This window comes from Rhodanobacter sp. FW510-R10 (assembly GCF_058781105.1).
Window position 1 is genome coordinate 847,328 of record NZ_JBYSWL010000001.1, and the last position, 26,728, is coordinate 874,055.

Sequence of the window (26,728 nt, forward strand, 5' to 3'; positions counted from 1 at the left end):
TGTTAGGCGTCGCTGCATGAGTAATGAAGCTACTCGTCGAGATACGCCCATGTGTCTGCACCGTCAAAGCGGCGAACGCGTACAGATACCACCACACTTGAGTCAAAGTTTCGAATATTGACGCCAAGCTTACCGTCCGGCTCTGGATGCAAAGGCTCCCAATGCGTCACGCACCCGCAATGTCTGCACCAGACCGTCTTGATTGTCTTTGTGCCCCAAATGTACTCGCTAGTGTCCGGCGGAGAGCCGATGACACGAACTGCGCCAATTTGGTAAAGCGCCCATAGTGCGCCATTGCGGCGACAGATGGAGCAGCTGCAGTCTATGAGCGACTGCGGAGGCCCTGGCACCTCAATTTGGATGGCGCCGCAGTGGCAAGAGCCTTTAAGCATGCCCGGAACCTCCCCGTGACGCCTAACGCTAAGTAGATTTCAAAAAGCAGTGTAATCCCCGCCGCCTAGCCCGGTGTGCCGGTTCGATTCCGGGTCGTCAGCTTACAAAAATCAACGACTTGTTCCCCTTGGTGCAATCTAATCTCGCAGTGTCTGCTCGGACCGGAGATGACGTTGGCAGTCTTTCACGAGGCGGGGCATGGTGCAAATGGCGGGGCGCCACAACCGCCAAAGCTCCTGGATCAGGTACGGGCGAGGATGCGACGGCGGGGGATGGCGCGGCGCAGCGAGGAAGCGTATGTGGGTTGGATACGCCGGTTCATCCTGGGCAGCGGCAAGCGCCATCCGGCAGAGATGGGTGCGGCAGAGATCGAGCGCTTTCTGACTTCGCTGGCGGTGCATGGACAGGTGTGGGCGTCAACGCAGAACCAGGCACTTTCGGCGCTGCTGTTTCTCTACAAGCAAGTGCTGGAGGTGGAGTTGCCTTGGCTGGACGGGATCGAGCGTGCGAGGAAGCCGCAGCGATTGCCGGTGGTGTTGACGCGTGACGAGGTGGCAGCGTTGCTCGGCGAGATGAGCGGCACGCATGCGTTGATGGGCAGCTTGTTGTATGGCAGCGGAATGCGTCTGATGGAATGCGTGCGCTTGCGCGTGAAGGATGTGGATTTCGGGCGCGGCGAAATCCTGGTGCGTGAGGGCAAGGGTGGCAAGGATCGGCGCACGATGTTGCCGCGATCGCTGGCGGATCGGTTGCGGGCGCAATTGGCGGAAGTCGCGCGCGTGCATGAACGCGACAAGGTGGCAGGGTTTGGACGGGTATGGATGCCCGAGGCGCTGGCGCGCAAGTATCCGAACGCGTCGCTGGAGCGGGGTTGGCAGTATGTATTTCCGGCGTCGGTACGCAGTGTCGATCCACGCAGTGGCGTGGAGCGGCGGCATCATCTGGATGAATCGGCGTTGCAGCGCGCGGTGAAGTCGGCGCGGATGCGGGCAGGTATCGTCAAGCCGGCGACCTGCCACACGCTACGGCATTCATTTGCTACGCATTTGCTTGAGGCTGGTTATGACTTGCGCACGATCCAGGAACTGCTTGGCCACAAGGATGTGGCCACGACCCAGATCTACACCCACGTACTGAATCGCGGCGGCCAGGGCGTACTGAGCCCGCTGGACCGTTGACGCCGAAGTTGCCGGGCGTCAGCCCCGTCACCCACCCCGTGGCCAATTGAGTTCGACTTCGTGTTCGGTGCCGTCGTCGAGGAGCGGGATGCTGCCATCCGGCTGCAGGGTGCCGTCCAGCCATACCTCGCGCTGCGTGCCGGCATCGCTTTGGCGCACGTCGATGCGGTAGAGGGTGTCGCGGTGGCGGTAGGCCATCGTGTAGCCCTCCCAGTCCGCGGGCAGCACGGGCGCGAAGCGCAGCTTGCCGGCTTCCAGGCGCAGGCCGAGCAGTGATTCCACCAGCAGGCGGTACATCCAGCCGGCCGAGCCGGTGTACCAGCTCCAGCCGCCGCGGCCGGTATGCGGGGCGACGGCGTAGACGTCGGCGCTGACCACGTAGGGCTCGACCCTGTAGACGTCCATTTGCCCGGCGTCGCGTGCGTGGTTGACCGGGTTGATCATGCGCGCGAGTTCCCAGGCGTGCGCGATGTCGCCGAGTTCGGCGAAGGCCATCGTGGCCCAGATCGCGGCGTGCGTGTACTGGCCGCCGTTCTCGCGCACGCCGGGCACGTAGCCCTTGATGTAGCCTGGGTCGAGCGGGGACTTGTCGAATGGCGGATCGAGCAGTTGCACCAGGCCGGCGTCGCGGCGCACCAGGTGTTCGTCGAGCGCGGCCATGGCCTGCTGCTGGCGTTCCGGCGGAGCGGCCCCGGACAGCACGGACCAGCTTTGCGCTATCGAGTCGATGCGGCACTCCATGCCGTTGCGGGTGCCGAGCGGCGTGCCGTCGTCGAAGTAGGCGCGCCGGTACCAGCCGCCGTCCCAGCCGTGCAGCTCCAGTGCCGCGCGCAGGCTGGCGACCTCGTCCGCGCAGCGTTGTGCGAACGGTTCGTCGCCGTGCAGCCGCGCGACTTCGGCAAACTGTCCGAACACCTCGCAGGAGAAAAATCCCAGCCATACGCTCTCGCCGCGGCCGTGTTCGCCGACCCGGTTCATGCCGTCGTTCCAGTCGCCGCTGCCAATCAGCGGCAGGCCGTGCACGCCGCGCGGCAGGCTGTGTTCCAGGGCGCGCACGCAATGCTGGTACAGCGGTTCGGACAGGCCCGAGGGATGCGGCAGGTCGTAGTAAGACTCCTCGTCGGGGCGCAGCGCGCGGCCCTCGATGTAGGCGACGACTTCGTCCAGGACCTGGGTGTCGAGCGTGGCCAGCACGTAGCGGGCGGTGGCGAGCGGCAGCCACAGGTAGTCGTCCGAGCAACGCGTGCGGACGCCGCGCCCCTGTGGCGGATGCCACCAGTGCAGCACGTCGCCTGCGGCAAACTGGTGCGCGGCGCAACGCAGCAGCTGCTCGCGGGCGAGCTCGGGCGCGGCATGCAGCAGCGCCATGGAATCCTGCAGTTGGTCGCGGAAGCCGAACGCGCCGCCGGACTGGTAGTAGCCGCTGCGCGCCCAGATGCGGCAGGCCGTGGTCTGGTACAGGAGCCAGCCGTTGGCCAGCACGTCGAGGGCGGGATCGGGGGTGCGCACGTGCACCGCGCCGAGCGTGCGCTGCCAGTGTGCGCGTACGCGGTCCAGCGCCTGCGCGGCAGCGGCGGAGCCTCGGAAGCGCAGCACCAGTGCCTTGGCGTCGGCCTGGTCGCGGCCGAGGCCGAGGCGGAACACGCACTCCTGCGCCAGGCCGGGTTCGAGGTCCATGGTCACCTGCAGGGCGCCGCAAGGATCGAACCCGGCGCCCAGCCGGCCGGAGAGGTGCTCGCGCTGCATTGCCGCCGGGGCGCGCAGGCTGCCATTGCGCCCGATGAACTCGGTGCGGTCGCCGCCGATCGTGCGCTGCGGATCGTCCACGTCGAAGAACGCCACGTGCTCGGGAAACGCCATGTTGTACGCGTTGCGCGCGGTCAACGCGCCCGTGGCCGGATCGGCTTCGGTGACGATGTGCATGGCGGTGGTTTCGCGCAGATCGCCGAGCACCCATTCGACGTAGCCCGTGACGCCAATCTCGCGCGGCCGTGCAGACAGGTTGTGCACGACCAGGCGCGAGAACTTGACCGACGCGTCGAGCGCCACGTACACCCAGAGCTCGGAACGGATGCCGTTTTCCGTGTGCTCGTAGACGCTGTAGCCGAAGCCGTGGCGGATGACGTACTCGCCGCTGCCGCGGCAAGGCAGCGGCGTCGGCGACCACGCCTGGCCGGTCTCCTCGTCGCGCAGGTACAGCGCTTCGCCGCTGCCGTCGCCGACCGGATCGTTCGCCCATGGCGTCAGGCGGAACTCGTGCGCGTTCTCGGCCCAGGTGTAGGCGCTGCCGCTGGCCGAGACCACGCTGCCGAAATGCGGGTTGGCCAGCACGTTGACCCAGGGCGCGGGCGTCGTGGTGCCAGCCTGCAGGCGGATTTCGTATTCCGTGCCGTCGGCGCTGAAGCCGGCATGCTCATGCCCGAGCTGCAGTCCGCCACGCGGCGCGGCGGGCGGCGCCGCGGTCGGTGCAGCGACGCTCGTGGGCGGCTGGCGTGGCCCGGTCGGCGCCAGCGGGGCGACGTGGGTCTCCACCTCGCGGTGGCTGACCTGCTCGGCCAGCGTGCCGCGGCTGTCGCTGAGGATGATGCGCGCGCTGGCCTCGACCACCATGCGGTCTTCGTTCGACAGTTGCTGCGCGGCGCGCACGAAGACGCCGCCGCCATGGTCGAGCAGGTTGGCTTCGCTGCCTGAGGTGATCAGGCCCATGATCTGGTCATGCAGCTCCTGGCGGTAGCCGGCGCGATCCTCGTTCCAGATCACCAGGTCGACGGCCAGGCCCTTGAGCCGCCAGTACGCGTGTGCGCGCACCAGTTGGCGCACCAGCTCGATGTGCGCCAACTCGCCAATGCGCAGCAGCACGATCGGCAGGTCGCCGGAAATGGATTGCCCCCACAGCCCCGATTGCCCGCGCCGGTTGGCGCGCAACACGCCGGCGCCGGCCCGCAGCTGGGCGTTCGGGTAGATGATGGGGGTGGCCATGTGCTCGTAGAGCTGGGCGTCGGCGAGGCTGGCGTTGAGTTGGCGCAGCAGCACCTGGCTGTGCGTCCAGGACAAGTCGAAGACACGGTCGGCCAGGTGCCGGTCGCGGTATTTGCCGATCAGCTGCAGGCAGCCGGCGCGGTCGTGGGCGACCCCGGTGACGAGGTCCACCACGGCCGCCTGTTCGGGCTCCAGCGTGATCCGGCAGCGGATCGCGACGATGGGATCGAGCACCGAGCCCGCGCTGCCGGAGAGGCGCGCGTGGTCCGCATCCAGCGCCTGCGGCGCAGCGAGATCGCGGTCGCGGCCAATGAAGCGTGCGCGGTCGGTCTCGTAGGAAATTTCGTCGATGTCGGCGTTGTGCACGGCAAGCAGGTGGCACATCCACGGCGTGTGCTCGTCGCGCGAGCGCGGCCGCCGGCTGCACACGATGGCCTGCAAGGCAGGCACCAGCTCGGTCTGCACGAACAGCTTGCTGAAGGCCGGATGCAGGGTGTCGGCGATCGCCGGGGCCAGCACCACCTCGGCATAGCTGGTGAGCTCGATCGTGCGCCGGCCGCGGCCGCGGTTGGTGATGTGCGTGCGGCGCAGCTCGATGTCGTCCTCGGGCGACACCACGATCTCGGTGTGCGCGTCGAAATCGCGCTCACGCACGCGGAACTCGGCGCGCGCATCGGAGAAGATCGCCTCGAACTGCTCGGTCTTGCGCACGGTCGGCTGGTAGGCAGTGGACCAGTACGCACCGCTGGCGACGTCGCGCAGGTAGCAGAACGAGCCCGCATCGTCGCGGGTGATGTCCTCGCGCCAGCGCGTGACCGCCAGGTCGTGGCAACGGCTGTAGCCGCCGCCGGCGCTGCTCACCATGACGTGGTAGCGGCCGTTGGACAGCAGTTGGACGGCTGGACGCCGGCGGTTTGGATCGGCAAACACGCGCAGCCGCGTTTCCATGCTGCGGCTGGCGGTCGTGGTTTCCGGCAACCCGCCCACGCGCATGTACTCGCCGCTGGTGCGCGGTATGCGCTCCTGCAGCAGGAGCATGGTGGCGCGAAACTGCGGATCGGACGCAAAGCGGCGCTGCATCGGCTGGTCGCACAGCGCGTGGTCCAGGCCAAGCAGGGTCATGCCCTGGTGGTGCGCCATGTACGAGCGGACGAGTGCCGAGCTCTGGCCGGGCTGCAGCCGGGCCGGCGTGTAGTCGATCGCTTCGAACATGCCGTAGCGGCCGGCGGCACCGGCGTCGGTCAGGCGCTGCAGGTTGTGCGCCGCCGCGCGGAGGTCGACCAGCAGCGCCATCGCGGTTGCGTACGGCGCAATCACGACGTCGTCGCCAAGGCCGCGCTTCAGGCCCAGGCCGGGCACGCCAAAGGCGCGGTACTGGTAGGCGAGGTGGGTGTCGCGGGTGTTGTAGCCCGATTCGGAGACGCCCCAGGGCACGTTGTGCTGCCGGCCATACTCGATTTGCCGCGCCACGGCGGCGTGGCTGGTCTGGTCGAGCAGGGTGCCGGCGTAGGTCGGCATCACCAGGCTCGGCATCAGGTATTCGAACATCGAGCCGGTCCACGAGAGCAGGGCCGGCGGCCCGCTGCTGCTGGTGAGCAGGCGGCCGAGCGCGAACCAGTTTTCCTGCGGCAGTTCGCCCTGGGCAATGGCGACGAAGCTCGCCAGCCGTGCCTCGGAGGCAAGCAGGTCGTAATAGCCGGAGTCCAGCCGGCGCTCGCTGACGTTGTAGCCGATGGCGAGCAGGTCGCGGGTACGGTCGTACAGGAAGCGGTAGTCCATCAGCGCCAGCTCGCCTGCGCTTTGCGCCAGCTCCTCGACCAGCGCGATGCGCTCGCGGGCGCGCTCGCGGATGTCCTCGGCGCGCGCGGCGGCCGGCCAGCACAGGGGTTCGATGCGTGCCAGCTGCTGCAGCGTGGGGATGCCGGTGAGGCTGTCGTCCTCGGGCGCCGGGTCCAGCTGCAGGGCGAGGATCTCGTCGTAGACCTCGCTGCACTGGTCGATCAGCGCATCCGTCCAGAACGCGCGGTCACTGCCGGCGGCTGCGGCCATGGCCTGCGCCAGGGCATGAGCATGGTCGAGCAGCGAGCGCAGCAAGGCGGCAGCCGCGCCCAGCGTCTGCGGCGGTGCCGCCAGCGCCTCTGCCAGCGCTGCCTGCATCGGCTGCAGTGCGTGGCCGGGACTGTCGCCGTAGGTGTCTTCGAGCACGTCCAGTGTGTCGCGCAGGCCGTGCAGCAGGCGCCGCCCGAATACCGGGGCGTCGACGGTCTCCAGCAGGCCAGGGCGCAGCGTCAGCAGATGGCCGGCCAGGTTGCCGCTGTCGACGCTGGAGACGTACAGCGGCGCCAGCGGCTCCAGGGTGATGGTGTCGTACCAGTTGTAGAAGTGCCCGCGATGGCGTGGCAGGTCGACCATCGTGCCCAGCGTCAGGCGCGTGCGCTCGAGCAGGCGCCCGGTGCTGATGTAGCCGAGGTCGTGCGCGGCCAGATTGGCGAGCAGGGCCAGGCCCATGTTGGTGGGCGAGGTCCGGTGGGCCAGCGCGGTCACCGGGTCCAACTGCACGTTGTCCGGTGGCAGCCAGTGGTCGCCGGCACCCACGTAAGTATGGAAGAACGCCCAGGTGCGGCGTGCCAGCGCGTGCAGCAGGCGTTGCTGCACCGGGCCTGGGACGTAACCCGCGCCCTGCGGGGATTGCCCGCTCCACCAGGCGATGCCAGGCGAGAAGAACCACAGCGCGAGCAGTGGCAGCGCGACCACGACCACGCCCGGTCGCCAGACGGCAAATGCGGCAAGCAGGAGCAGCGCAAGCAGCGGGCCGATCCACATGGCGCGCCACAATCCCGCCAGGCTGTTGCGGGTGGTGCGCATTGCTTCGGCCGAGGTCCGCCACTGCAGCAGGTGCCGGCGGCTGATCGCCATGCGCCACAGCGTGCGCACGATCGCATCGAGGCTGTAGTGCACCTCGTGCGGCAGCCAGGCCAGCCCCAGCCCCATGCGCAACAGATGCTGGCCCGTGTTGTGCAGGTTGGCGCGCAGGTGGTCGGCAACCAGCACCTCGCGCGGCTTTTGCACCAGGTCCAGCAACGTGGCGAGCAGGGGTGGCAGCAGGATCATGACCAGCACGGCCACCGTCCAGGCCAGGGCGGCGTCCATGCGCAGCCAGCCAAAGACCAGCAAGGCGAGGGTCGCGGTCGGTACCAGGCTGCGGCGCAGGTTGTCCAGGATCTTCCAGCGCGAGAGGGATGTGGTCGCATTGCGCCGCCAGCCATGCTGCGCGCTCGGCGCCCAGGGCAGCAGCCAGGGCAGCAGTTGCCAGTCGCCGCGGATCCAGCGGTGGCGGCGCTTGACGTCGGCGCCGTATTGCGTCGGTTGCTCTTCGTAGACCTGCACGTCGCTCAGGAGCCCGGAGCGCGCGTGGCAGCCTTCCACCAGGTCGTGGCTCAGGATGCGGTTTTCCGGGAAGCGCCCGGCCAGCGCCTGCGTGAAGGCGTCGACGTCGTAGATGCCCTTGCCGATGAACGAGCCTTCGGCAAACAAGTCCTGGTAGACGTCCGAAACCATGCGCGTGTAGGGATCGATGCCGGCGTCGCTGCCGTACAGTTGCGCGTAGCGCGAGCGTGCGCTGCTCGGCAGGCTGATGCCGACGCGGGGTTGCAGGATGCCGTAGCCATCGACCACGCGCTGCAGCCGCTCGTCGTAGACGGCGCGGTTCAAGGGATGGTCGAGCGTACCGACCAGCTCGTGGGCCGAATCGCGCGGCAATTGGGTGTCGGCGTCCAGGGTGATGACGTAGCGGATCGACTGCAGCGCGTCGAGGTCGCCGGCGACGAACGAAAACCGCTCGCGGCCGTGGCCGCGCAGCAGCGCGTTGAGGTCGACCAGCTTGCCGCGCTTGCGCTCGCGGCCCATCCAGCAGCGTTCCGACGTGCTCCATTGGCGCGGCCGGTGGAGCAGGAAAAAGCGGTCGGTATTGGCGCTGGCATAACGCTGGTTCAGGCCTTCGATGCGCAGCTTGGCCAGGCGCAGCAGGGCCTCGTCACCCGGCAGGTGGGGTTCGGCCGCGTCGCCGAAGTCGGTGAGCAGGGCGAATTGCAGATTGCCGTCGCGATTGCCGAGGAAGCGCACCTCGAGTGCCTCGATGAGTTCCTCCAGTTCGGCCGGTTTGCTGATGAGGCACGGCACCGCGACCAGGGTGCGGGCGCTGTCCGGAATGCCGCCGGAGTAGTCCATGCGCGGCAACGACTTGGGCGCCACGTTCAAGGTGACGACCCAGTTGAGCAGGCTCAGGGCAAGCTGGCTGGCGAGCAGCACGCTGGGCACGCCGAGCAGCCACAGCGTGGCGCCCGCCACGCCGTCGCGCACGGCGATCAGCAGCAGCGCGCGGGCAAAGACCACCGTGAGCAGCGCCAGGCTGCCCAGGTAGAAAGGCAGCGGCACGCGGGCGACCAGTCGACGCCAGCGCACGCGCAGCGGCGGGCGCACGCCCAGGCGCCGTTCCAGTTCCCGCTGGCCACGGCCGATCAGGTAATGCCCGACGTGCTGCCAGCGTCCGCCCGGTCCCGGTTCGGCGGTATGGCAACAGCCAACCGCGGCCATGGCCACGTCCAGCTCGGGCAGGTGGTGGCGGCGTGCCAGCGTCTCCACCGCGTGGCGATAGCGGTCGCGCGTACCGAAGTCCATGGCCGCATAGACGTCCGCCGGGTCGGTGCGCAACGCCCGCTCCACGGTGCTCGTGTGTTCGACGAAATCGCGCCAGTCGATCGCTGACAAGGTGCGCAGGCTGCCAATGCTGTTGCCGATGGAAACCTGGTTGGCGGCCTGGTCCTGGGTCTCCAGTTGCACCAACTGCTCGATGCTCTGCCCGCTCTCGGCCAGGCGCTGTTCGATCCAGCTCAGCGGCAGGGCCAGGGCCGGGCTTTGGCCCTGCAGGCGGCGGGCCATTTCGGCGACGAAGGCGCTGGTCATGCGTGGCGTCGAGCGCGCCATGTCGGCGACCACCAGCACGACACTCTTGGGGTCGGTGCCGGCCGTGGCGGTCATCGCCTCGGCCCAGCGTTCCGCTTCGTTGCGCGAGCGCGAGTCGGTCATCACCTGTGCCGCCACGCGTCGCAGGTTCTCGATCAAGGCCAGGCGCAGCATGATCGGGATCGCCCACAGCTCGCCCAGGGTCAGCGCTGAAACCGTCTGGTAGGCACGGACGAAGCGGCTCAGGCCGATCGTGTCCACGCGGCCATCGCCATGGGCGATGATTTCCAGGGCCAGGTCGTAGACCCGTGGCAGGCCGGCCGAGGCGCCCTCGCCCAGTCGCGCCAGTTCATGGCTGTAGCCTTCGGGCAGGTGCCGGCGCGCGGTGCGGATCTGCTCCTCGATCAGATAAAAGTTGTCAAGCAGCCACTCCGCCGCCGGAGTGACGCGCTGGTGCGCGTGGCTGGCCGCGGTCAGGCGCTCGCCAACCTGGAGCAGCACGGCCTCGTTCTCGGCCAGGCGCTTGAGCAGGAGGTCCGCGCGCGAGCGTTCGCTCAACCGATGCCGGGACGCCAACAAGCGGCCGTGCTGCTCCATCTGCTCGGCGCTGAACAATTCGGCGCGCAGCGCGCGTTCCTCGGCACGCGCCTTGTTCAAGTCGCCGCGTGCTTCGCGCCCGCGCTGCGTACGCCTGGATTTGGGCCAGTGGAAGAAGCTGCCGATGTTCAAATCCCGTCGTTCCTGGCTGGTGATGCCCGCACAAGCCGGGCGCACGGTGGCACAGTAGCCCGCGATGGGGCCTCAGCAAACCTGGGTGGTTGCCCATGGCCGGAGCCATCAGCATACGTGGCGCGGCGTGAAGGCAACGCTTTGGCGCTGGACCGCGCCTGCGGCCGCGCCGCAGCTTGGTTTCCGGCGCGGGCGCCTCTAGCATGCACCCATCGTTTGACATGGCGGAGTAAGCATTCGTGAGCGTGCGCCTGGCAACAACTGCCGACATCCCCAACCTGTGCGCGTGGAACGCCGCCATGGCCTGGGAAACCGAACACAAGCACCTCGCTCCCGACTGCCTGCGCCGCGGCGTGGCCGGGGTGTTTGCCGAGCCCGGGCGTGGCCTTTACCTGGTGGCGGAAGTCGACGGCAAGCCGGTGGGCTGCCTGATGCTCACGCATGAGTGGAGCGACTGGCGCGGGGGCCCGTTCTGGTGGATCCAGAGCGTGTACGTGGTGGCGGCGGCGCGCCGCCATGGCGTGTTCCGCGAATTGTACCGGGCCGCGGAGCAGCGCGCGCGCGAGGCGGGTGCCGTCGGCCTGCGGCTATATGTGGAAACCGAAAACGCCACGGCCCAGGCCACCTATGCCGGCCTCGGCATGCAGCGCTGCCATTACGCGATGTACGAGACCGAATTCAGCGCCCCGCCCACGGATGCCTGAACCCATCCGCGATCACCTCCCGCGCCATTCCCACGGAACTCACCGGCGTCATTCCCCCGCCCCGTCGTCATTCCAACGAGCCTCCCGTCGGCGTCATTTTCCCGCCCCGTCGTCATTCCCGCGAACCTCCCGTCGGCGTCATTTTCCCGCCCCGTCGTCATTCCCGGGGACCTCCCGTCGGCGTCATTCCCGCGCCCCGTCGTCATTGCCGGGAACCTCCCGTTGGCGTCATTCCCGCGCCCCGTCGTCATTGCCGGGAACCTCCCGTTGGCGTCATTCCCGCGAAAGCGGGAATCCAGTGCTTTGGCCTTTGCTGGTCACTTAAAGGCACTGGATCCCCGCTTTCGCGGGGATGACGCCGGGGATGAAGTCCAGGGTGAGCCGAGGGTGAGCCGAGGGTGAGCCGAGGGTGAGCCGAGGGTGAGCCGAGGGTGAGCCGAGGGTGAGCCGAGGGTGAGCCGAGGGTGAGCCGAGGGTGAGCCGAGGGTAGAGCCGAGGGTAGAGCCGAGGGTAGAGCCGAGGGTAGAGCCGAGGGTAGAGCCGAGGGTGAGCCGAGGGTGAGCCGAGGGCGGGGTGGGAGGGCAAGCCGGTATTTGGTCCGGGATCGGGAGCGGCAGCCGTCCAGCCTTGGGATGCCGGCGCTAGTGCAGCGGCGCGGCGGGCGCGCCGAGCCGGCCTTTGGCGTCCAGCCACACCCGGCCGAGGGCCTGGATGTTGCCCTGGGTCGCATAATGGTCGGCCAGCGTCGAGAGCAGCGGTCCCAGCGCCTTCGGCCACAGCGGGTAGCCGTGCGCAAGGACGCGCGCCGTACCGCCGGCGCCGCGTTGGGCGACGGTGACGGCGACAATGCCGAGCCCCGGCGCCTCATGGGCGAAGAGCTCCGGGGCGTCGTAGCCGGATTCGCGTTCGGCCAGCATTTCCACCAGGTAGCCGGGGCCTGCCGCGTTGGCCAGGCTGGCGCCGGGTTGCAGATGCAGCGGCACGCGATGGGCGTCCAGCAGCACGGCGTACTGGCGCAACTCGAACAGGATGCCGGCGAAATCGTGCGCGCGTTGCGCGTCTTCGCCAGTTTGTGCGGCAAGCCATTGGGCCGGCGACAGGGCGAGCGCGCGCCCGTCGGCAAACTGCAGGGGCAAGCCGCGTGCGCTCATCGTCGCTTCGCTGCGCTCCGGCGCCAGCAGGGCCGCCTCCAGCAGATCCCACAAGGCGGACAGGTTGACGCTGGAGTATTGCGCGCTGGCCATCGCCAGCACGTCGTTACGGCTGAGGTAACGGGCGTGGTCCAGGCGCATGTCCAGGTTGCGCATGAGCCAATCGGAGGTCAGCTTGCCGGCTTCGCCGCGGCCGATGAGCTGGTCTTCCACGGCCTCGGACAAGTCCTCGGCGAGTTCGGGCGGTGCCAGCAGGCTCATCGGCAACAGCCGCAGCGGCCCTTCGGCAAACTCCTCTGCCGGCTCCAACTGCGGCGCCGGCATCTGGCCTTCGTGGTGGCCAAACGCCACGACGTTGCCGAGGTGGCTGCGCGGCACGCGGCGGGCCAGCTCCTCCAGCGCGGCCCAAACCGGGAACCCGGGGCGCAGCAGCTCGGCGGTGTCGAGCAAGGTTCCCGCCACTGCCAGGCGCGCTTCGTCCACCATGGGCAGCAGCGGGTGCAGGTCGCTGGCAATCAGCTTGGCCAGCTCGGCGGCCTGGTCGCGGCTCAGGGTGCGTTGCGCGGGTGCCTGCCCTTCGCTGAGCTCGAGCGCCAGCGCGATCGGCAAGGCAACGGTTGGGACATGGGGCACGAGCGGCGATCCAGGTGGGGATGACGCTCTATTCTAGGACGTCACCTGGACGCGAGCTGGGCTTCCAGGGTTTATCGACTGCGGTAGCATGCGGCGACGACGTCAGATGCGTGCGCCATTGGCGAGAATGTGGATGGCTGCGTGGCGCGGGTGGACGTGGTGTCGACGGCGGGGGTTGGTGATGAGCGGCAGCAAGGGGATGGGTTTGATCTGTACGGCCATGCTGGTGCTGGCCGGAGGCAACGAGGCAGTCATGGCACAGGCCAGCCCACCTGAAGCGGCGCACGCTGCGGCCACGATGGCCGGGTTGGCGCAGACCCATTACCAGGATTGGCCGCACATCGCATCGCCAGGCGCGAACGCCGCGACGCTCGATGCGCGCGCGCAAGCCATCGTGGCGCAGATGAGCCTGGCGCAAAAGATCGGGCAGATGACCCAGGCCGAGATCAAGTCGATCACGCCCGACGAGGTGCGTCAGTTCTACATCGGCTCGGTGCTCAACGGCGGCGGCTCCTGGCCACATGGCAACAAGCACGCCGGCATCCAGGACTGGCTGACGCTCGCCGACCAGTATTACGCCGCCTCGATGAGTGTCGACGCCAAGGTGAAGATCCCGGTGATCTGGGGTATCGATGCGGTGCACGGCGACAGCAACGTGTTTGGCGCCACGTTGTTTCCGCACAATATTGGCCTGGGTGCGGCGCACGACCCGGCGCTCGTCCACGCGATCGGCGTGGCGACTGCACGTGCCATGCGCGCCACCGGCATCGGCTGGGCATTCGCGCCGACGCTGGCGGTGGCGCAGAACGTGCGCTGGGGACGCACCTACGAAAGCTTCTCCGACGATGGTCCGCTGGTGCGTGTCTATGCGCGCGCCTACGTGGACGGGCTGCAGGGCGCGTTCGGCGACGCGAACGTGATGGCCACCGCGAAACACTTCGTCGGCGATGGCGCGACCGCCGGCGGCGTCGACCAAGGCGTCGCCAAGGTCGACAAGCGCGACATGATCAACGTGCATGGCGCCGGTTACTACGGCGCGCTGCAGGCCGGCGTACTCAGCGTGATGGCCTCATACAACAGCTGGGACGACGTCGCCGACGGCATCGATTACGGCAAGATGACCGGCGCCCAGGCACTGCTGACCGGCGCGCTGAAGGAGAAGATGGGCTTCCCCGGTTTCATCGTCTCCGACTGGAACGCGATCGGCCAGCTGCCCGGCTGCACCAACGCCAGCTGCCCGCAGGCCATCAATGCCGGCATCGACATGGTGATGGTGCCTGATGATTGGCGCGCGTTCATCGCCAACACCACGCGCCAGGTGCAGGCTGGCGAGGTTCCCATGGCGCGTATCGACGATGCGGTGCGCCGCATCGTGCGTGCCAAGTTGCGGATCGGCGCGTTCGACCGGCGTCCCTCGCAGGGCGCTGGTGCCGGCGACGCCAGTCGGCTGCAGGACCGGCCATTGGCGCGGCGCGCCGTGCGCGAGTCGCTGGTGCTGCTCAAGAACAATCACAACGTGCTCCCGCTCAAGGCCGGCAGCCGGGTGCTGGTAGTCGGCAAGAGCGCCGACGACATCGCGAACCAGGTGGGCGGCTGGTCGCTCACTTGGCAGGGCACGGGCAACGACAATGCCGATTTCCCGAACGCCACCAGCGTGCTTGCCGGCATCCGCGCGGTTGACGGCGCCGCGCACGTCAGCTTCAGCGCCGATGCACGCGGAATCGATCCCAAGGCGTACGACGCGGTCATTGCGGTGATTGGCGAGACACCGTATGCGGAAATGCTGGGCGACCTCGCACCGGCCGCGACCTTGCGCCACAGCGACCGTTATCCGGAAGACCTGGCCGTGCTGAGGGCGGCGGCGGCGACCGGCAAGCCGGTGATCACGGTCTTCCTGTCCGGGCGGCCGCTGTTCGTCAACGATCTTCTCAACCTGTCCACTGCCTTCATCGCGGCGTGGCTGCCGGGCAGCGAGGGCGGCGGGATTGCCGACCTGCTGTTTGCCGGCGCCGCGGGCAAACCGGCATTCGATTTCCGCGGCACGCTGGCCATGCCGTGGCCAGGTGTGCCCTGCCCTTATGCCCGTACCGACAAGGCGGATTGGCTGTTTGCCCGCAACTACGGCCTGCACTATCCGAGTCGGCGCGAACTCGCAGCGCTGCCGACGCACGCCGGGGTCACCACCTGCGCCAAGACCTCGACGCTCACCGTGTTCCACACCCTGGCCAAGCCGCCATTCACGCTCTACCTCGGTAGCGCCGATGGGACGCAGGCGCAGGCCGTGGGCAGCGACCTCAACGCGCGCATCGACTGGCCGGCGCAGCACCCGCAGCTCAGCCTGCGCACGGTGCAGGTGAATACGCAGCAGGACGCGAAGGCGGTCACCTGGCACGCGCCGGCGCGGTTTTTCGTGCGCAGCGCGCCGGCTGCCGACCTGCGGGCGCTGCTGGCGGCCCATGGCGCGTTGCAGTTCGATGTGGTCATCGACACGCCGGCGGCCGGCAAGGTCCAGCTCTACCTGGGCTGTGGCAACGCCTGCACCCGCACGCTGGACGTGAGCCGGCTGTTTGCGGGCTATCGTCCCGGCACGCGGCATGCGGTGTCGATACCGCTGCGTTGCTTCAGTACCGCGAACCTGGATTTTGCCCAGGTCGAGGTGCCGTTCGGGGTGATCGCCAGGCAGCCGTTCGCGGCGGCGTTTGCCGACATCCGGGTCACGGCCGAGGCGGACGGCGGCGCCAAGCCAGCGGCCTGCCCGGGAACCGCGCCGCAGTGACGCGCTGTTCGCTGCGGCACCGCGCTGGCCGCCTTCGACCGGCTCGCCGTGGCTGAGCACCACGGTCTTCCCGCCTGGGCAGGGATCGCCGCTGCGGGCTTCCTGGCCCTGCTCGCGCTGGTCGTGCTCGTGCTGTGGAACACCCGCGGCATGGTGTCCGTGCCGGTCGCCCTGCCGACGCTGCCGCAGGTCGAAACACCGGTGGAGGTATGGCTGAGCACAGCCGACCAACGCCAACTGCTGGCACGCCAGCCGAACGTGGTGCCGGCTGCCGGCGGCGGCCCAGCGCCAGCCGAAGTGGTGGTCGACCTGGGCCAGCATTACCAGACCATGGTCGGCTTCGGTGCGGCTTTGACGGATTCCTCGGCCTGGCTGCTCTACAGCCAGCTTGGCAGCCGGCAGCGCCAGGCGGTGCTGCGCGACTTCTTCGGGCCGCCACCGGGACTCAATTTCAGGCTGCTGCGGCTGAGCATCGGCGGCTCGGATTTCTCGCTGCGCCACTACACCCTGGATGACATGCCGGCGGGCCAGGTCGACCCGGAGCTGGCGCATTTCAACCTGGCGGCCGCCCAGCCGGCGGTGGTGCCGATCGTGCGCGAGCTGCTGGCAATCGATCCACAGTTGCGCATCATCGCCTCGCCGTGGAGCGCGCCGGCGTGGATGAAGACCAGCGCGAACCTGATCAGCGGCAGCCTGCTCGAACAATATGAGCCCACGTATGCCGCCTACCTGGCGCGCTACGTGGACAGCATGCGCGCGCTGGGCATTCCGATCTTCGCGCTCACCGTGCAGAACGAACCGGCGTTCGAGCCGCAGACCTATCCGGGCATGCTGCTGTCGGCGGCGGCGCGCGCGCGGATCATTGGCCAATACCTGGGGCCGATGCTGGCCGGCCAGGCCTCGCCGCCGGTCATCCTGGGTTGGGATCACAACTGGGACGAGCCCGACCAGCCCATGAGCGTGTTGTCCGACGGCGACGCCGCGCATTATGTCGCTGGCGTCGCGTGGCATTGCTACCGGGGTAGCCCCGCCGCGCAAAGCAGGGTGCATCGCGCGTTCCCTGCCAAGGATGTCTATCTCAGCGAGTGCTCCAGCGGTGACTGGGCGTCGATCCGCAAGGACCGCCTGCTCTGGTATGCGCGCGACGTGCTGATGGCGTCGATGCGAAACTGGGCTGGCGGCCTGTTGTACTGGAACCTGGCGCTCGACCAGCAGCATGGGCCGCATGCCGGCGGCTGCGATGCCTGCACCGGGCTGGTCACCATCGATACGCCGCAAAGTGCGGTGGCAGCGGCGATGCGCGGCGCGGCAGCACGGCTGGACGAGCTGCGCGTGAACGGCGAGCACGGTGAGGCGCTCGATGCGGCGCTTGGCGTGGCCGACGAACTGCTGCAGCACGCCATGACCCTGGGCGAGCCTGCCGCCGTGGTGCATCGCAATGTCGAGTACTACGCGTTTGCCCACTTCAGCCGCTTTGTCCTGCCCGGTGCGGTGCGGGTGAAATCCACCAGCAGCGTCACCGGCGTCGACAGCGTGGCATTCCGCAATGCGGGCGGCGGCACGGCGGTGCTGGTGGTCATCAACAGCGAGGCCCGGCAGCAAATGCTGGCGGTGACCCAGGGAACGCTGCGCTTCTCCTATGCGCTGCCGCCTTACAGCATGGCGACCTTCGTCTGGCAACCCGACGCTGCCAGCGCCGCGGCCAGGCCCGTGCCGGCGCCGGCCAGCAGTTCACCGTGGCTGCCGCCGATACCGCTGCCACCGCTGCCCGTGCCGGAGATCGCCGTCGCCGCCTCGAGCCCGCCCGCGCCGCAGTAGCGTGGACGAGTACGCCAGGCTCGCCTCGGCAGGGCGGGTCTCGTGGCCTGAGATTGCCTGGTGCTTCCATGGGATCATGCCGTGTTGGTGGGAAACGGGCATGGGTGTCCAGGGTGGAATGAGGCAGTGACGGTGGCAGGCAGCAACGGTCGATTGCGGACAGTGGATGCGGCAACGCAGGCCCACGGCTTGGTGATCTACCGCGCCAGCCGCCTGGAGGCCTTGCTGCCACCGCTGCGACAGTTGCTGGCCGCCACACCGCCGCGCCATGTGCTGACCCCGCACACCCTGATCGCGGCGCATCCCGGCATGCGCCAGTGGCTCGGCGGCGCCTTGGCGCGCGAGTATGGACCCGGCGGTATTGCGGCGAACCTGGACATCCTGTTGCCGAGCGCCTGGATCGACCGGCTGGCGCAGCAGGAGCTTGGCCAGCGCGCGGTCGCCCTGCCGGGCTACCGGCGCCAGCATCTGCGCTGGACCGTGCACGCCGCGCTGGGTGCCGAGGTGCCCGACGTGGCCGACGCGCGCATCGCCGCCTACCTGCACGCGCAGGCCGATGACGGCGCGGACGCGGCCCGGCGCCGTTTCCAACTGGCCGACCGGCTGGCCCGCGTGTACTCGCAATACCTGGTGTATCGGCCCGACTGGTTGCGTGCCTGGGAGCAGGGCCGCTTCCACGTGGCGACGCGCGGCGGCACGGATGCCGTGGCTGTCGCCACCGAGGCGCAGTTGCTTGGTCCGCTGTGGCGGTATGTCCACGCCCGCCTCGGCCCGCACCGTGGTGACATCGTCGCCGACCTGCTGGCGCGGCTGGAGCGCGACGCGCCATCTGCGGACGTGGCCGAGACCCTGCACGTGTTTGGCGTGAGCCACCTCGCCCCGTCCGAGCTGGCCGTGCTGCGCGCGTTTGCCCGGCATCGCCTGGTGGCCATGTATGTGCCCGATCCCTGCCGCGAATACTGGGGTGGCCTGGCGCGCGAGTTGCCGGACCTGCGCGCGCTGCGGCACGCGGAGGAGGCGCGCATCGACGTGGCCGCCGGCAGCGACTACTGGACCCCGCAGACCCATCCGCTGCTGGCGAGCTGGGGACGCCTGGGCCAGCACTTCATGCTGGCGCTGGCGGCCGATGAGGGCGACGTGCTGGAAGACGTGCGCCATTGGCAGGACGCGCAGTCCAGCCCGGCGCGCAATCGCCTCGAGCGCCTGCAGCAGGGCATCCGCCAGTTGCAGCCGCAGACACGGACGGTCGATCTCGCCGACGCGGCGCTCGTCGCCAGCGAACGCGCCGACGCCAGCCTGCGCGTCCACAACTGCCACACGCGCCTGCGCGAGCTGGAAGTCCTGCGTGACCAACTGCTCGATGCGCTGGCGACGCCAGGGCCGGACGGCGCCGCGCTCAAGCCCTCGGACATCGTGGTCATGGCGCCGGACATCCAGGCCTACGTGCCGCTGATTCCGTCCGTGTTCGGTGCGCCCGGCGATGCACGTGAGCGCCTGCCCTATCACCTGGCCGACGTCGCGGTGGCGCGCAGCCACGGCCTGTTTACCGCATTCCGGCGCTGGCTGGACCTGCCGGGCACGCGCCTTACCGCGCCCGAAGTCGTCGACCTGCTGGCGATCCCGGAGGTGGCGCGACGTTTGGATCTCGACGCCGAGGGCCTGGATGAACTCATCCAGTGGCTACGCCAGAGCCGCGTCGCCTGGGCGCTCGATGGCGCCTACCGCGGGCGCTTCGGCGTGCCGCCCATTGCCGCGCACACGTTTGGTTGGGCCATGGAACGCATGCTCGGCGGCTACCTCATGGCCGATGCCGAGGACGCCGACCGCCAGGCCAGCGTCACCTTGCCCGACGGCAGCGAACTCGTGCCGCTGACCGCGATCCATGGTCCGGCCGCAAGCAATCTGGGCGCGCTGGACCAACTGCTTGGCGAGGTGCAGGCGCTGTGTGACCTGGCCGGCAAGCGCCTGCCGGCGAGTGCCTGGGCGCCGTTGCTGGAGCGGCGCTTCGAGGCGTTTTTCCGCATCGATCCGGCCGACCGCGCGGCGCGCGATGCGCAAACCCTGCTGCTGCGCTTCATCCGCAGCCTGGCCGGCGAGCCGGCGGCGGCCGGTGAGGATCCGCTGCTGCACTTTGCCGTGGTGCGCGATTTGCTGGTCGAGCGCCTGGCCGCTGTCCCCGAGCGTCAGCACTTCCTGCTGGGCGGGGTCACGTTCTGCGGCATGGTTCCAAAGCGTGCGATCCCGTTCCAGGTGGTGGCCGTGCTTGGCCTGAACGACGGTGAGTTTCCGCGCGCGGAAAGCAACGGCGGGCTCGACTTGATGACGCGCTGCCGCCGCCTGGGCGATCGCGATGTGCGCAGCGACGACCGCTACCTGTTCCTGGAAACGCTGATGTCGGCACGCCGGCGCCTGCACCTCAGCTACCTCGGCCAGGGTGTGCGCGACGGCAAGCCGCGCAATCCGGCCGCGCCGCTGGCGGAGCTGCTGACGGCACTGGATGCGGAGGCCGGCCTGGGCGCCGATGACCGGCAGGCCGCGCGACCATGGTGCGTGCGTCATCCGCTGCAGCCGTTCGACCGGCGCTATTTCGACGCGGCCGACCCGCGCCTGTTTTCCTACAGCGCCGCGTTTGCCGCCATGCATGGCCAAGCCCGGACAGCGGCGGTGCCGGCGTTCCTGGATGAGGCTGCAGCGATGGAGGCGACCGGGCCTGCAAGCCCGGCCGTCACCACGAGCGCCGACGCCGTGTCGCGCACCACGGTCACGCTGCGCGAGCTCACCACCTACTACAAGGACCCGGCCAGGCAATTGCTGCAGCAGCGCCTGCACCTGAGCCTGGACGCCCTGGACGACGAGCGCCTGCCGCAGCGCGAACCGCTGGCAGCTCAGTTCTCCCGGCTCGATGGAGTGACGACGCGGTTGTTCTTCGAGGATGGGCTGGGCGCCGGTGCCGAGGCGCTGGCGCGGCCGCCGGCCTGGCTGCGGCTGGGTGGCCTCATGCCTCCAGGACGGCCGGGCGCAGCCGCGTGGGAGGGCGAGTCCACGGCAGTCAACGCCTTGCTGGAGCAGGCCCGCGCGCTGCCCGGCTGGGCCGCTGGCATGCCGCCGGCCAGCCGCCACGCGATTGACCTGGAGCTGGATGCCTGGCACGTCACCGGCCAGGTGGAGCGGGTATTCATCGGCGGGCACGACGGCGTCGCGCACTGGCAGTTGCTGCGCCCGTTCCCGGCGGGCAAGGGCAAGCTCAAGGCGGAATCGGACCTTGGCTTCAAGGAGCGCGTGCCGCTGTTCCTGGAGTGGGCGCTGCTGCGCCTGCACGGCGCGCGCAACATCGGTGCCGTGCCGGCCGTGCGCCTGCATGCGCTCGTTGCCGGCAAGGACCGGCGCTGGCAGGACGCGATCAATGCCTGGGACGCGCGTTTCCTCGCGGCGTCCGCGGCTGCGCGCGCGCCCTTGCTGGCCGACCTCGAGCAGCGCCTGGTCCGGTTGCTGCAGTGGTGGCAGGCGGGCCAGGCCGCGCCGCGCCGGTATTTCCCAAAAACCGCCTGGGCGTCGCTCAGGGCCGAGCTGTATCCCAAACCCGGCAAGACCATCGCCGACGACGCGGCCGAAGCGCCCGCCCCGCCCGTGGCCTCCGCTGCCGCGGAAGCGTGGGTGTCGGCGCACGGTGGTGGCGGCGAGCGCAACTACGCGCCCGGCTACAACCAGCTCCTGGCCGGCGAGGCGAGCTTTGCTCCGGACACGCCGGAGTTCGACGCGTTGCACGCGTTCGCGCAGGCGTTGCATGCCTGCATCAGCCTCGGGCCGGCTGCCGCGGAGGAAGCGCCGTGACCGCGCCGGCAGCCCCGGGCACTGGCGCCGGCCCGGCCGCCGACTGGCGCACGCTGAACCTGGCCCCTGGTGGCCGCAGCCTGATCGAGGCCAGCGCCGGCACCGGCAAGACCTGGACCATCGCCGTGCTGTACCTGCGCCTGCTGCTGGAGCGCGGGCTGTCCCCGCGGCAGATCGTGGTGACCACGTTTACCGAGGCCGCCGCGCAGGAATTGCGTGAGCGCCTGCGGGGCAGGCTGGAATGGGCCTTGCTGCAAGCCGACGGCGACGCGAGGCCGGAATCCGGGTCGACGCCCGACGCGGCGTGGCTGCAGGCGCGCTGGGGGGGCGCAGATGCGGAGGCGTGCCGCAGCAGCGATTTCGACCGCCTGCGCCTCGCGTTGGCCGAGCTCGACGTCGCCCCGGTCAACACCCTGCACGGCCTGTGTCGGCGCGTCCTGGCCGATCATCCGTTTGCCTGCGGCGTGGCCTTCGTCCCCGGCGACATGGTCGCGGGCGAGACGCTGTTGGCGGAAGTGGCCGAAGACCTGTGGCGCCGGCTGCAGCAGGGCGACGACACCGACGCGCTGGTGGCGTTGCAGCGCTCGGTCGTGCCCGACCTGTCGCTGCGCGAGCTCGCGAACGGATTGGCCCTGTGTCTCCAGCCTGGCGTGGCGGTCGAAGCGGCGACCCCCGTGCGTTTCGAGGAGCTGCTGCCGACGGCATGGGCGGCGCGGCTGCGGCACCTGGTCGCCAGGGAAGAACTGTTCCGCCAGGGCAGCGTGCTGCGCCGGACTTGGGAGGGGCTGGCGCTATGCATCGAGGGCCAGGGCGCGCTCCCGGATCGAAAGCTGATCGAGGTCCTGCATGGCGCCAGCGAGCTCAAGGGCGTCCTGAAGCGCGGTCTGGACGATGCGGAAGTCATCGCCGCGGCCGGCTTCTCGATCCAGGCGGCAGCCGCGCTCGAGACATTGCGCGAACAGGCGCTGCGGGATTTCTGGAACCAGGCGAGTGCGTTCGTCCGCCACGAAATGCACGCGCGGTTGCAGTTGCGCCGGCAAATGACATTCGATGCCCTGCTTGGCACCGTCAGCGATGCGCTGCAGCGCGACGCCGCAGCGAGCGCCGCGCGGCCGCTGGCTGATGCGTTGTTTGCGGCCTGGCCGGTCGCGCTGGTGGACGAGTTCCAGGATACGGACGGCCAGCAGTATGGGATCCTCGACGCGATCTACCGCGACGCCGCCGGCGGCAAGCGTGGCCGGTTGGTGATGATTGGCGACCCCAAGCAAGCCATCTATCGCTTTCGGGGCGGCGACATCCACGCTTACCGCCGCGCGGCCGCCCAGGTCGATGCGGACGGCCGCCTGACGTTGGACGTCAATCATCGCTCCTCGACGGCGCTGGTCGAGGCGTTCAACCAGTTTTACGAACATGGCGGCGTGGTGCTCGGCGCGGATGAGGACGCCGGGGAGGCGATCCGCTACCGCCGCGTGCAGGCCAGCGACCGGCGCGCCGCCGAGCCGTATACGGTTGCCGGACAGGCTTGCGCGCAACCCTTGCAGATCCATTACCTGGCCGCGGCGCCGGTGGTCGCGCCCGAGCGCTGCGCGCTGGCGCTGCGCGTGTGCGCCAACCAGATTGCCGGGCTGCTGCAATCGGGCCAGCACCGGATTGGCGGGCGGCTGGTGGCGCCTTCGGATATCGCCGTGTTGTTGCCTACCGGGCGCAACATCAGCGACTTGCGCGACCTGCTCGCGGCACGCGGCGTGCCCTGCGCCAGTTCCTCGCGCAGCAGCGTGTTCCAGGGCGATCTCGCACGCGAGCTCCAGGTCGTGCTGTACGCCGTCGCGCACGACGATGACTTGCCGGCCCTGCGCGCCGCCACCGCCACCCGCCTCTGGGGCGACCGCTACGGCCAGTTACGGCAACGCGCGGACGACGTGGCGAGCTGGCAGCCGGTCCTGCACGTGTTTCGGCAATGGCACGGCCTGTGGCGCGAGCGGGGCGTGCAGGCGGTGGTGGATGGGCTGATGGCGCACATGGCGCCACGCTTCCTGCAGACCCTGGGCGGCGAACGCGCGCTCACCGACCTGCGCCACTTGGGCGAGCTGTTGCAGGTGCAGAGCGAGGATGTGGCCGGCGTCGAGGAATTGCTGGCCTGGTTCACCGCGTGTCGCGAGGAGGCGTTGGCCGCTGGCGACGATGCCGCCGAGGCGGCGCAACTGCGCATTGAGTCGGACCATGCCCGCGTGCAGCTGCTGACTTTGCATGCGAGCAAGGGGCTCGAGTTTCCGCTCGTGTTCCTGCCCTTGATGTGGAACCACGGCGAACGCCTGGGCGCCGGCATGCACGTGGTGGGTGATGCCGCCGGCTGCCGCCATATTGGATACTCCGTGGCGGCAAAGGACAGTGAAGCGCGCGATCTGCAGGATGAGCGCTTTCGCGTGTTGTACGTGGCGTTGACGCGCGCGATCTATGCCTGCCACGTCTTCGCCCTGCCGCCCGGGCGTCCGGCGAACGGGAAGAGCGACAAGCCCGCCGCGGGCACGGCGCGCAGCGCGCTGGACGTGATGCTGGCGCGCGCGCAGCCGCCGCTGCCCGCGGACGGCGGATGGCCGGGCGAACTGGTTGCGGCGACGCCGCGGCTGCGCTGGATCGAGGGCTGGGAACCGGCCGCCCAACGCGATTTCCGCGCTGCCGCCGGCGGCGACGAAGCGCGCACGGCGCGTGCCCTGCCACCGCCGCGCGGTGGCCCGTTGGAGGCGCGGCACAGCTTCACCACCCTGGTGCGTGGCGAGGCACACGACGCGTCCGATCCCGGGGCCGCGGCGGGCGATGAGTCCGACCCGGAAATGGCTGCCCTCTTGGACGACGTGGCGGTGTCCGCGCCAGCCGAAGGCCCCGTCACCGCGCCGCAGCCGGAGCTGCTCGCCCTGGCCACGGTACGCGGCACGGACATCGGCAACGCGATCCACGCGGTCTTCGAGCACCGCGCCGTTGGCGTGCCGCTGGGCGAGCAGCATGAACTGATCGAGCGCTGCCTGGACGATGCCGGCGTGCGGCGCCCGGGCATTGGCCTGTCGGCCTTGGTTGAGGCCTTGACGCAGCGCCTGCAATCGGCGGTGGAGGCGCCGCTGGGATTGCGCGACGCCCCTGCGTTGCGCCTTGCCGACCTGGCCGCGGTCGACCTGCGCCCGGAAACGGAATTCACCTTTGCGCTCGGCGCGGTCGCCATGGCTGCGCTGCAGGAGGCCTGCGCACGGCACGGCGAACCCGATATCGTCCCGCACAGCACGCGCGTGCTGGGCGGCTTGATGAACGGCAAGATCGACCTCTTGTTCCAGCATGATGGACGTTTCCACGTGCTCGACTACAAGGGCAACTATCTCGGCGATACGCTCGAGGCTTACCAGGGCGAGGCGCTGCGCTCGAGCATGGATCGGCACCGCTACCGCTTCCAGGCGCTCATCTACACCGTGGCGGCGGACCGCTACCTGCGCCAGCGCCTGGGCAGCGCGTACCGCCGTGACCAGCACCTGGGCGAGTGCGTCTACCTGTTTGTGCGTGCCGCCGGTTTGGCGCCGGACGCCGGCATCTGGCGGCACCGTTTTCCCGACGCACTGTTGACTGCGGTCGGCGAGGTGCTGGACACGCCGGACCAAGCCGGGGAAGCCGCATGAACGCAGTCGGTGGCAGCTATCATTTCCGTCCGCTGCCGGGCGACGCCGCGACGCCTGAGGCCTGGCGCCCGCTGGATCGCGCCGTTGCGCGCTGGGTGGCCATCCATGGTGGCTCGCCGTTGCTTGCCCAGGTGGCCGGTTGGGCCAGCCTTGCCGAGGGGCACGGCGACAGCGCCTTGCCGCTGGAGGGGACGGATGCTGCGCGCCATGGCATGGGCGCGCTGGACGCGGCGGCATTGGCGGCGCTGGCCAGCGAGCCGCTGGTCCAGGTCGTTGGGGACGGAGTGCAGGCACGTGCCACTACGCCATTCGTCATCGACCGCGGGCACTTTTATTTGCGGCGGAATTTCCTCCACGAGGTGGCCGTGGCGCAGCAACTCGTTGCACGTCGTGCCGTTCGCGGGGCAGACGTCCAGACGCCCGCTGCCTATCTCGCCGAATTGTTCCCGGATGGCGCTGGCCCTGCGCTGGCCCAGCGCGAGGCCGTTGCCGGCGTGCCGGGACAGCGCTTGTTCGTGCTCACCGGCGGCCCGGGCACCGGCAAGACCACCACCGTGCTGCGCATGTTGCTGCTGCTGGCCAGGAATGCCGCGGAACATGGCGCGGCGCTGCCGGCGATCCGCCTCGCCGCTCCCACCGGCAAGGCCGCGCAACGCCTTGCCGCCGCCTTGCGCGAGCGCGTGGAACGCCCGCTGCCCGCCGCTTGGCAACCCTGCCTGGAGCATGTGCTGGCCGCCGAGGCCGGCACCTTGCACCGCCTGCTCGGCAGCCGGGGCCACTCCGGCGGCTTCCGTCACCATGCCGGTGATCCCCTCGCCGCCGACATCGTGGTCGTCGACGAGGCCTCGATGGTGGACCTGGCCCTGCTGCGCGCCCTGCTCGAAGCGCTGCCGGCGACCGCGACGCTGATCCTCGTCGGCGATGCCGACCAGCTGACCTCGGTGGGCACCGGCTCGGTCCTGCTCGACCTGGTCGGTGCGCTGGAGGCCGATAGCGCGCCGGAACTCGTGCGCCTGCAATACAGTTTCCGTGCCCACCAGGATCTGGTGGCGATCAACCACGCGATCCTGCAAGGCGACGCGGCCGCCTTTGCCGCGGCCTGGCAGGCTGCCGGTGCGGCCGTGATCCGCCGCCAGGTGGCCACCGGGCACGAGCTGCAGCGGGCGCTGCGCGGATGGTGCCGCGAGCTGCGGCAATCATTGCAGGACAGCGGCGCCTATGCCGCGGTGCCCGAGGGGCGCGATGACCTGGTGCTGGCGGCGCTGGACGGCTTGCGTCGGCGCCAACTGTTGTGCGCCTTGCGCGAAGGTCCGTTTGGCGCGATCGAGATCAACGCCGCGATCGAACGCGTGCTGCACGTCGACGCCGACGACCATGGCGGCACGCCCTGGTATCCGGGCCGCGCGGTGCTGATCACGCGCAACGACGCGGCGGCTGGCCTGTTCAATGGTGACGTCGGCCTGTGTCTCCTGGGCACGGACGGCCAATTGCGGGTGTGGTTCGAGGCTGCGGCGACGTCGGGTGACGGCGCGGCCACAGCCGGCGGACCGCGCAGCGTGCGCGCGCTGGCACCGGGCAACTTGCCCGCGCACGCGGCGGGGTTTGCGCTCACCATCCACAAGAGCCAGGGCTCCGAATACGACCACGTGGCCCTGTTGCTGCCACCGGATGCGGACAACCGCATCCTCTCGCGCCAGCTGCTATATACCGGCGCGTCGCGGGCTCGACGCGTGCTGGAGCTGTGGGCCACGGATGCCGCCCTGGAGACGGCCATCGCCACGCCGGTGCGCCGCGCCGGCGGGCTCCGCCGGCGCCTCCTCGCCCCGCCTGGGTGAGGTGCTTTCGTCTGCCTGGCTGGCTTGCAGGCGCCGCATGCGCGGCCGTGGCCGCTGCCCTTGCCCCTGCTCCTTATTGT

The 26,728-nt window shown here is 69.6% G+C and carries 10 protein-coding genes; 7 read left to right on the plus strand and 3 right to left on the minus strand.

All coding sequences use genetic code 11. The annotated features are described in order from the left end of the window. Positions 1-29: 29 nt before the first annotated feature. Entirely contained in the window at positions 30-392 is a 363-nt protein-coding gene (locus tag AC3WJB_RS03575) for a GFA family protein (protein ID WP_492678784.1), read from the minus strand. 168 nt (positions 393-560) lie between these two features. Between AC3WJB_RS03575 and AC3WJB_RS03580 the strand changes: the two genes are divergently transcribed. Beyond that, positions 561-1,571, plus strand: coding sequence for an integron integrase (locus AC3WJB_RS03580; protein WP_492678786.1), 1,011 nt, complete (start codon positions 561-563; stop codon positions 1,569-1,571). A gap of 27 nt (positions 1,572-1,598) precedes the next feature. Here AC3WJB_RS03580 and AC3WJB_RS03585 read toward each other — a convergent pair whose 3' ends face one another. Next, the gene (locus AC3WJB_RS03585) at positions 1,599-10,241 is read right to left on the minus strand and encodes a glycoside hydrolase family 94 protein (protein ID WP_492678788.1); all 8,643 of its coding nucleotides are present in this window, start codon (positions 10,239-10,241) and stop codon (positions 1,599-1,601) included. Positions 10,242-10,480: 239 nt separating this feature from the next. Between AC3WJB_RS03585 and AC3WJB_RS03590 the strand changes: the two genes are divergently transcribed. After that, complete coding sequence (locus tag AC3WJB_RS03590; protein WP_492678790.1) at positions 10,481-10,945, plus strand: GNAT family N-acetyltransferase; 465 nt, start codon at positions 10,481-10,483, stop codon at positions 10,943-10,945. Between the two features lie 641 nt (positions 10,946-11,586). Here the strand turns inward: AC3WJB_RS03590 and AC3WJB_RS03595 are convergent. Then, a complete protein-coding gene (locus AC3WJB_RS03595) occupies positions 11,587-12,729 on the minus strand; it encodes a hypothetical protein (protein ID WP_492678792.1) in 1,143 nt (380 codons plus the stop codon). 181 nt (positions 12,730-12,910) lie between these two features. On the opposite strand from AC3WJB_RS03595, the gene AC3WJB_RS03600 reads away from it, so the two are divergent. From AC3WJB_RS03600 to recD, 5 genes are all read left to right on the plus strand, one after another. Then, positions 12,911-15,505: a glycoside hydrolase family 3 protein gene (locus AC3WJB_RS03600; protein ID WP_492678794.1), complete on the plus strand. Its 2,595-nt coding sequence runs from the start codon at positions 12,911-12,913 to the stop codon at positions 15,503-15,505. Positions 15,506-15,553: 48 nt separating this feature from the next. After that, on the plus strand, positions 15,554-17,323 hold the full coding sequence (locus AC3WJB_RS03605) for a glycoside hydrolase family 30 protein (protein ID WP_492678796.1): 1,770 nt from the start codon (positions 15,554-15,556) through the stop codon (positions 17,321-17,323). A gap of 162 nt (positions 17,324-17,485) precedes the next feature. After that, positions 17,486-21,154: an exodeoxyribonuclease V subunit gamma gene (recC, locus tag AC3WJB_RS03610; RefSeq protein ID WP_492678798.1), complete on the plus strand. Its 3,669-nt coding sequence runs from the start codon at positions 17,486-17,488 to the stop codon at positions 21,152-21,154. Beyond that, positions 21,151-24,813 carry a UvrD-helicase domain-containing protein gene (locus AC3WJB_RS03615; RefSeq protein WP_492678800.1) on the plus strand — a complete coding sequence of 1,221 codons (3,663 nt, stop codon included), beginning with the start codon at positions 21,151-21,153 and terminating at the stop codon, positions 24,811-24,813. Before recC ends, AC3WJB_RS03615 begins: the two co-directional genes overlap by 4 nt. Further along, positions 24,810-26,648 (plus strand): exodeoxyribonuclease V subunit alpha, encoded by a 1,839-nt coding sequence (gene recD, locus AC3WJB_RS03620; protein ID WP_492678802.1) that lies wholly within the window; start codon positions 24,810-24,812, stop codon positions 26,646-26,648. Before AC3WJB_RS03615 ends, recD begins: the two co-directional genes overlap by 4 nt. Positions 26,649-26,728 lie beyond the last annotated feature (80 nt).

What these genes read in the sequence shown, in the direction of transcription:
- AC3WJB_RS03575 (WP_492678784.1), bottom strand. Translation starts at nt 392, where the DNA reads ATGCTTAAAGGCTCTTGCCACTGCGGCGCCATCCAAATTGAGGTGCCA.
- recD (WP_492678802.1), top strand. Translation starts at nt 24,810, where the DNA reads ATGAACGCAGTCGGTGGCAGCTATCATTTCCGTCCGCTGCCGGGCGAC.
- AC3WJB_RS03600 (WP_492678794.1), top strand. Translation starts at nt 12,911, where the DNA reads ATGAGCGGCAGCAAGGGGATGGGTTTGATCTGTACGGCCATGCTGGTG.
- AC3WJB_RS03580 (WP_492678786.1), top strand. Translation starts at nt 561, where the DNA reads ATGACGTTGGCAGTCTTTCACGAGGCGGGGCATGGTGCAAATGGCGGG.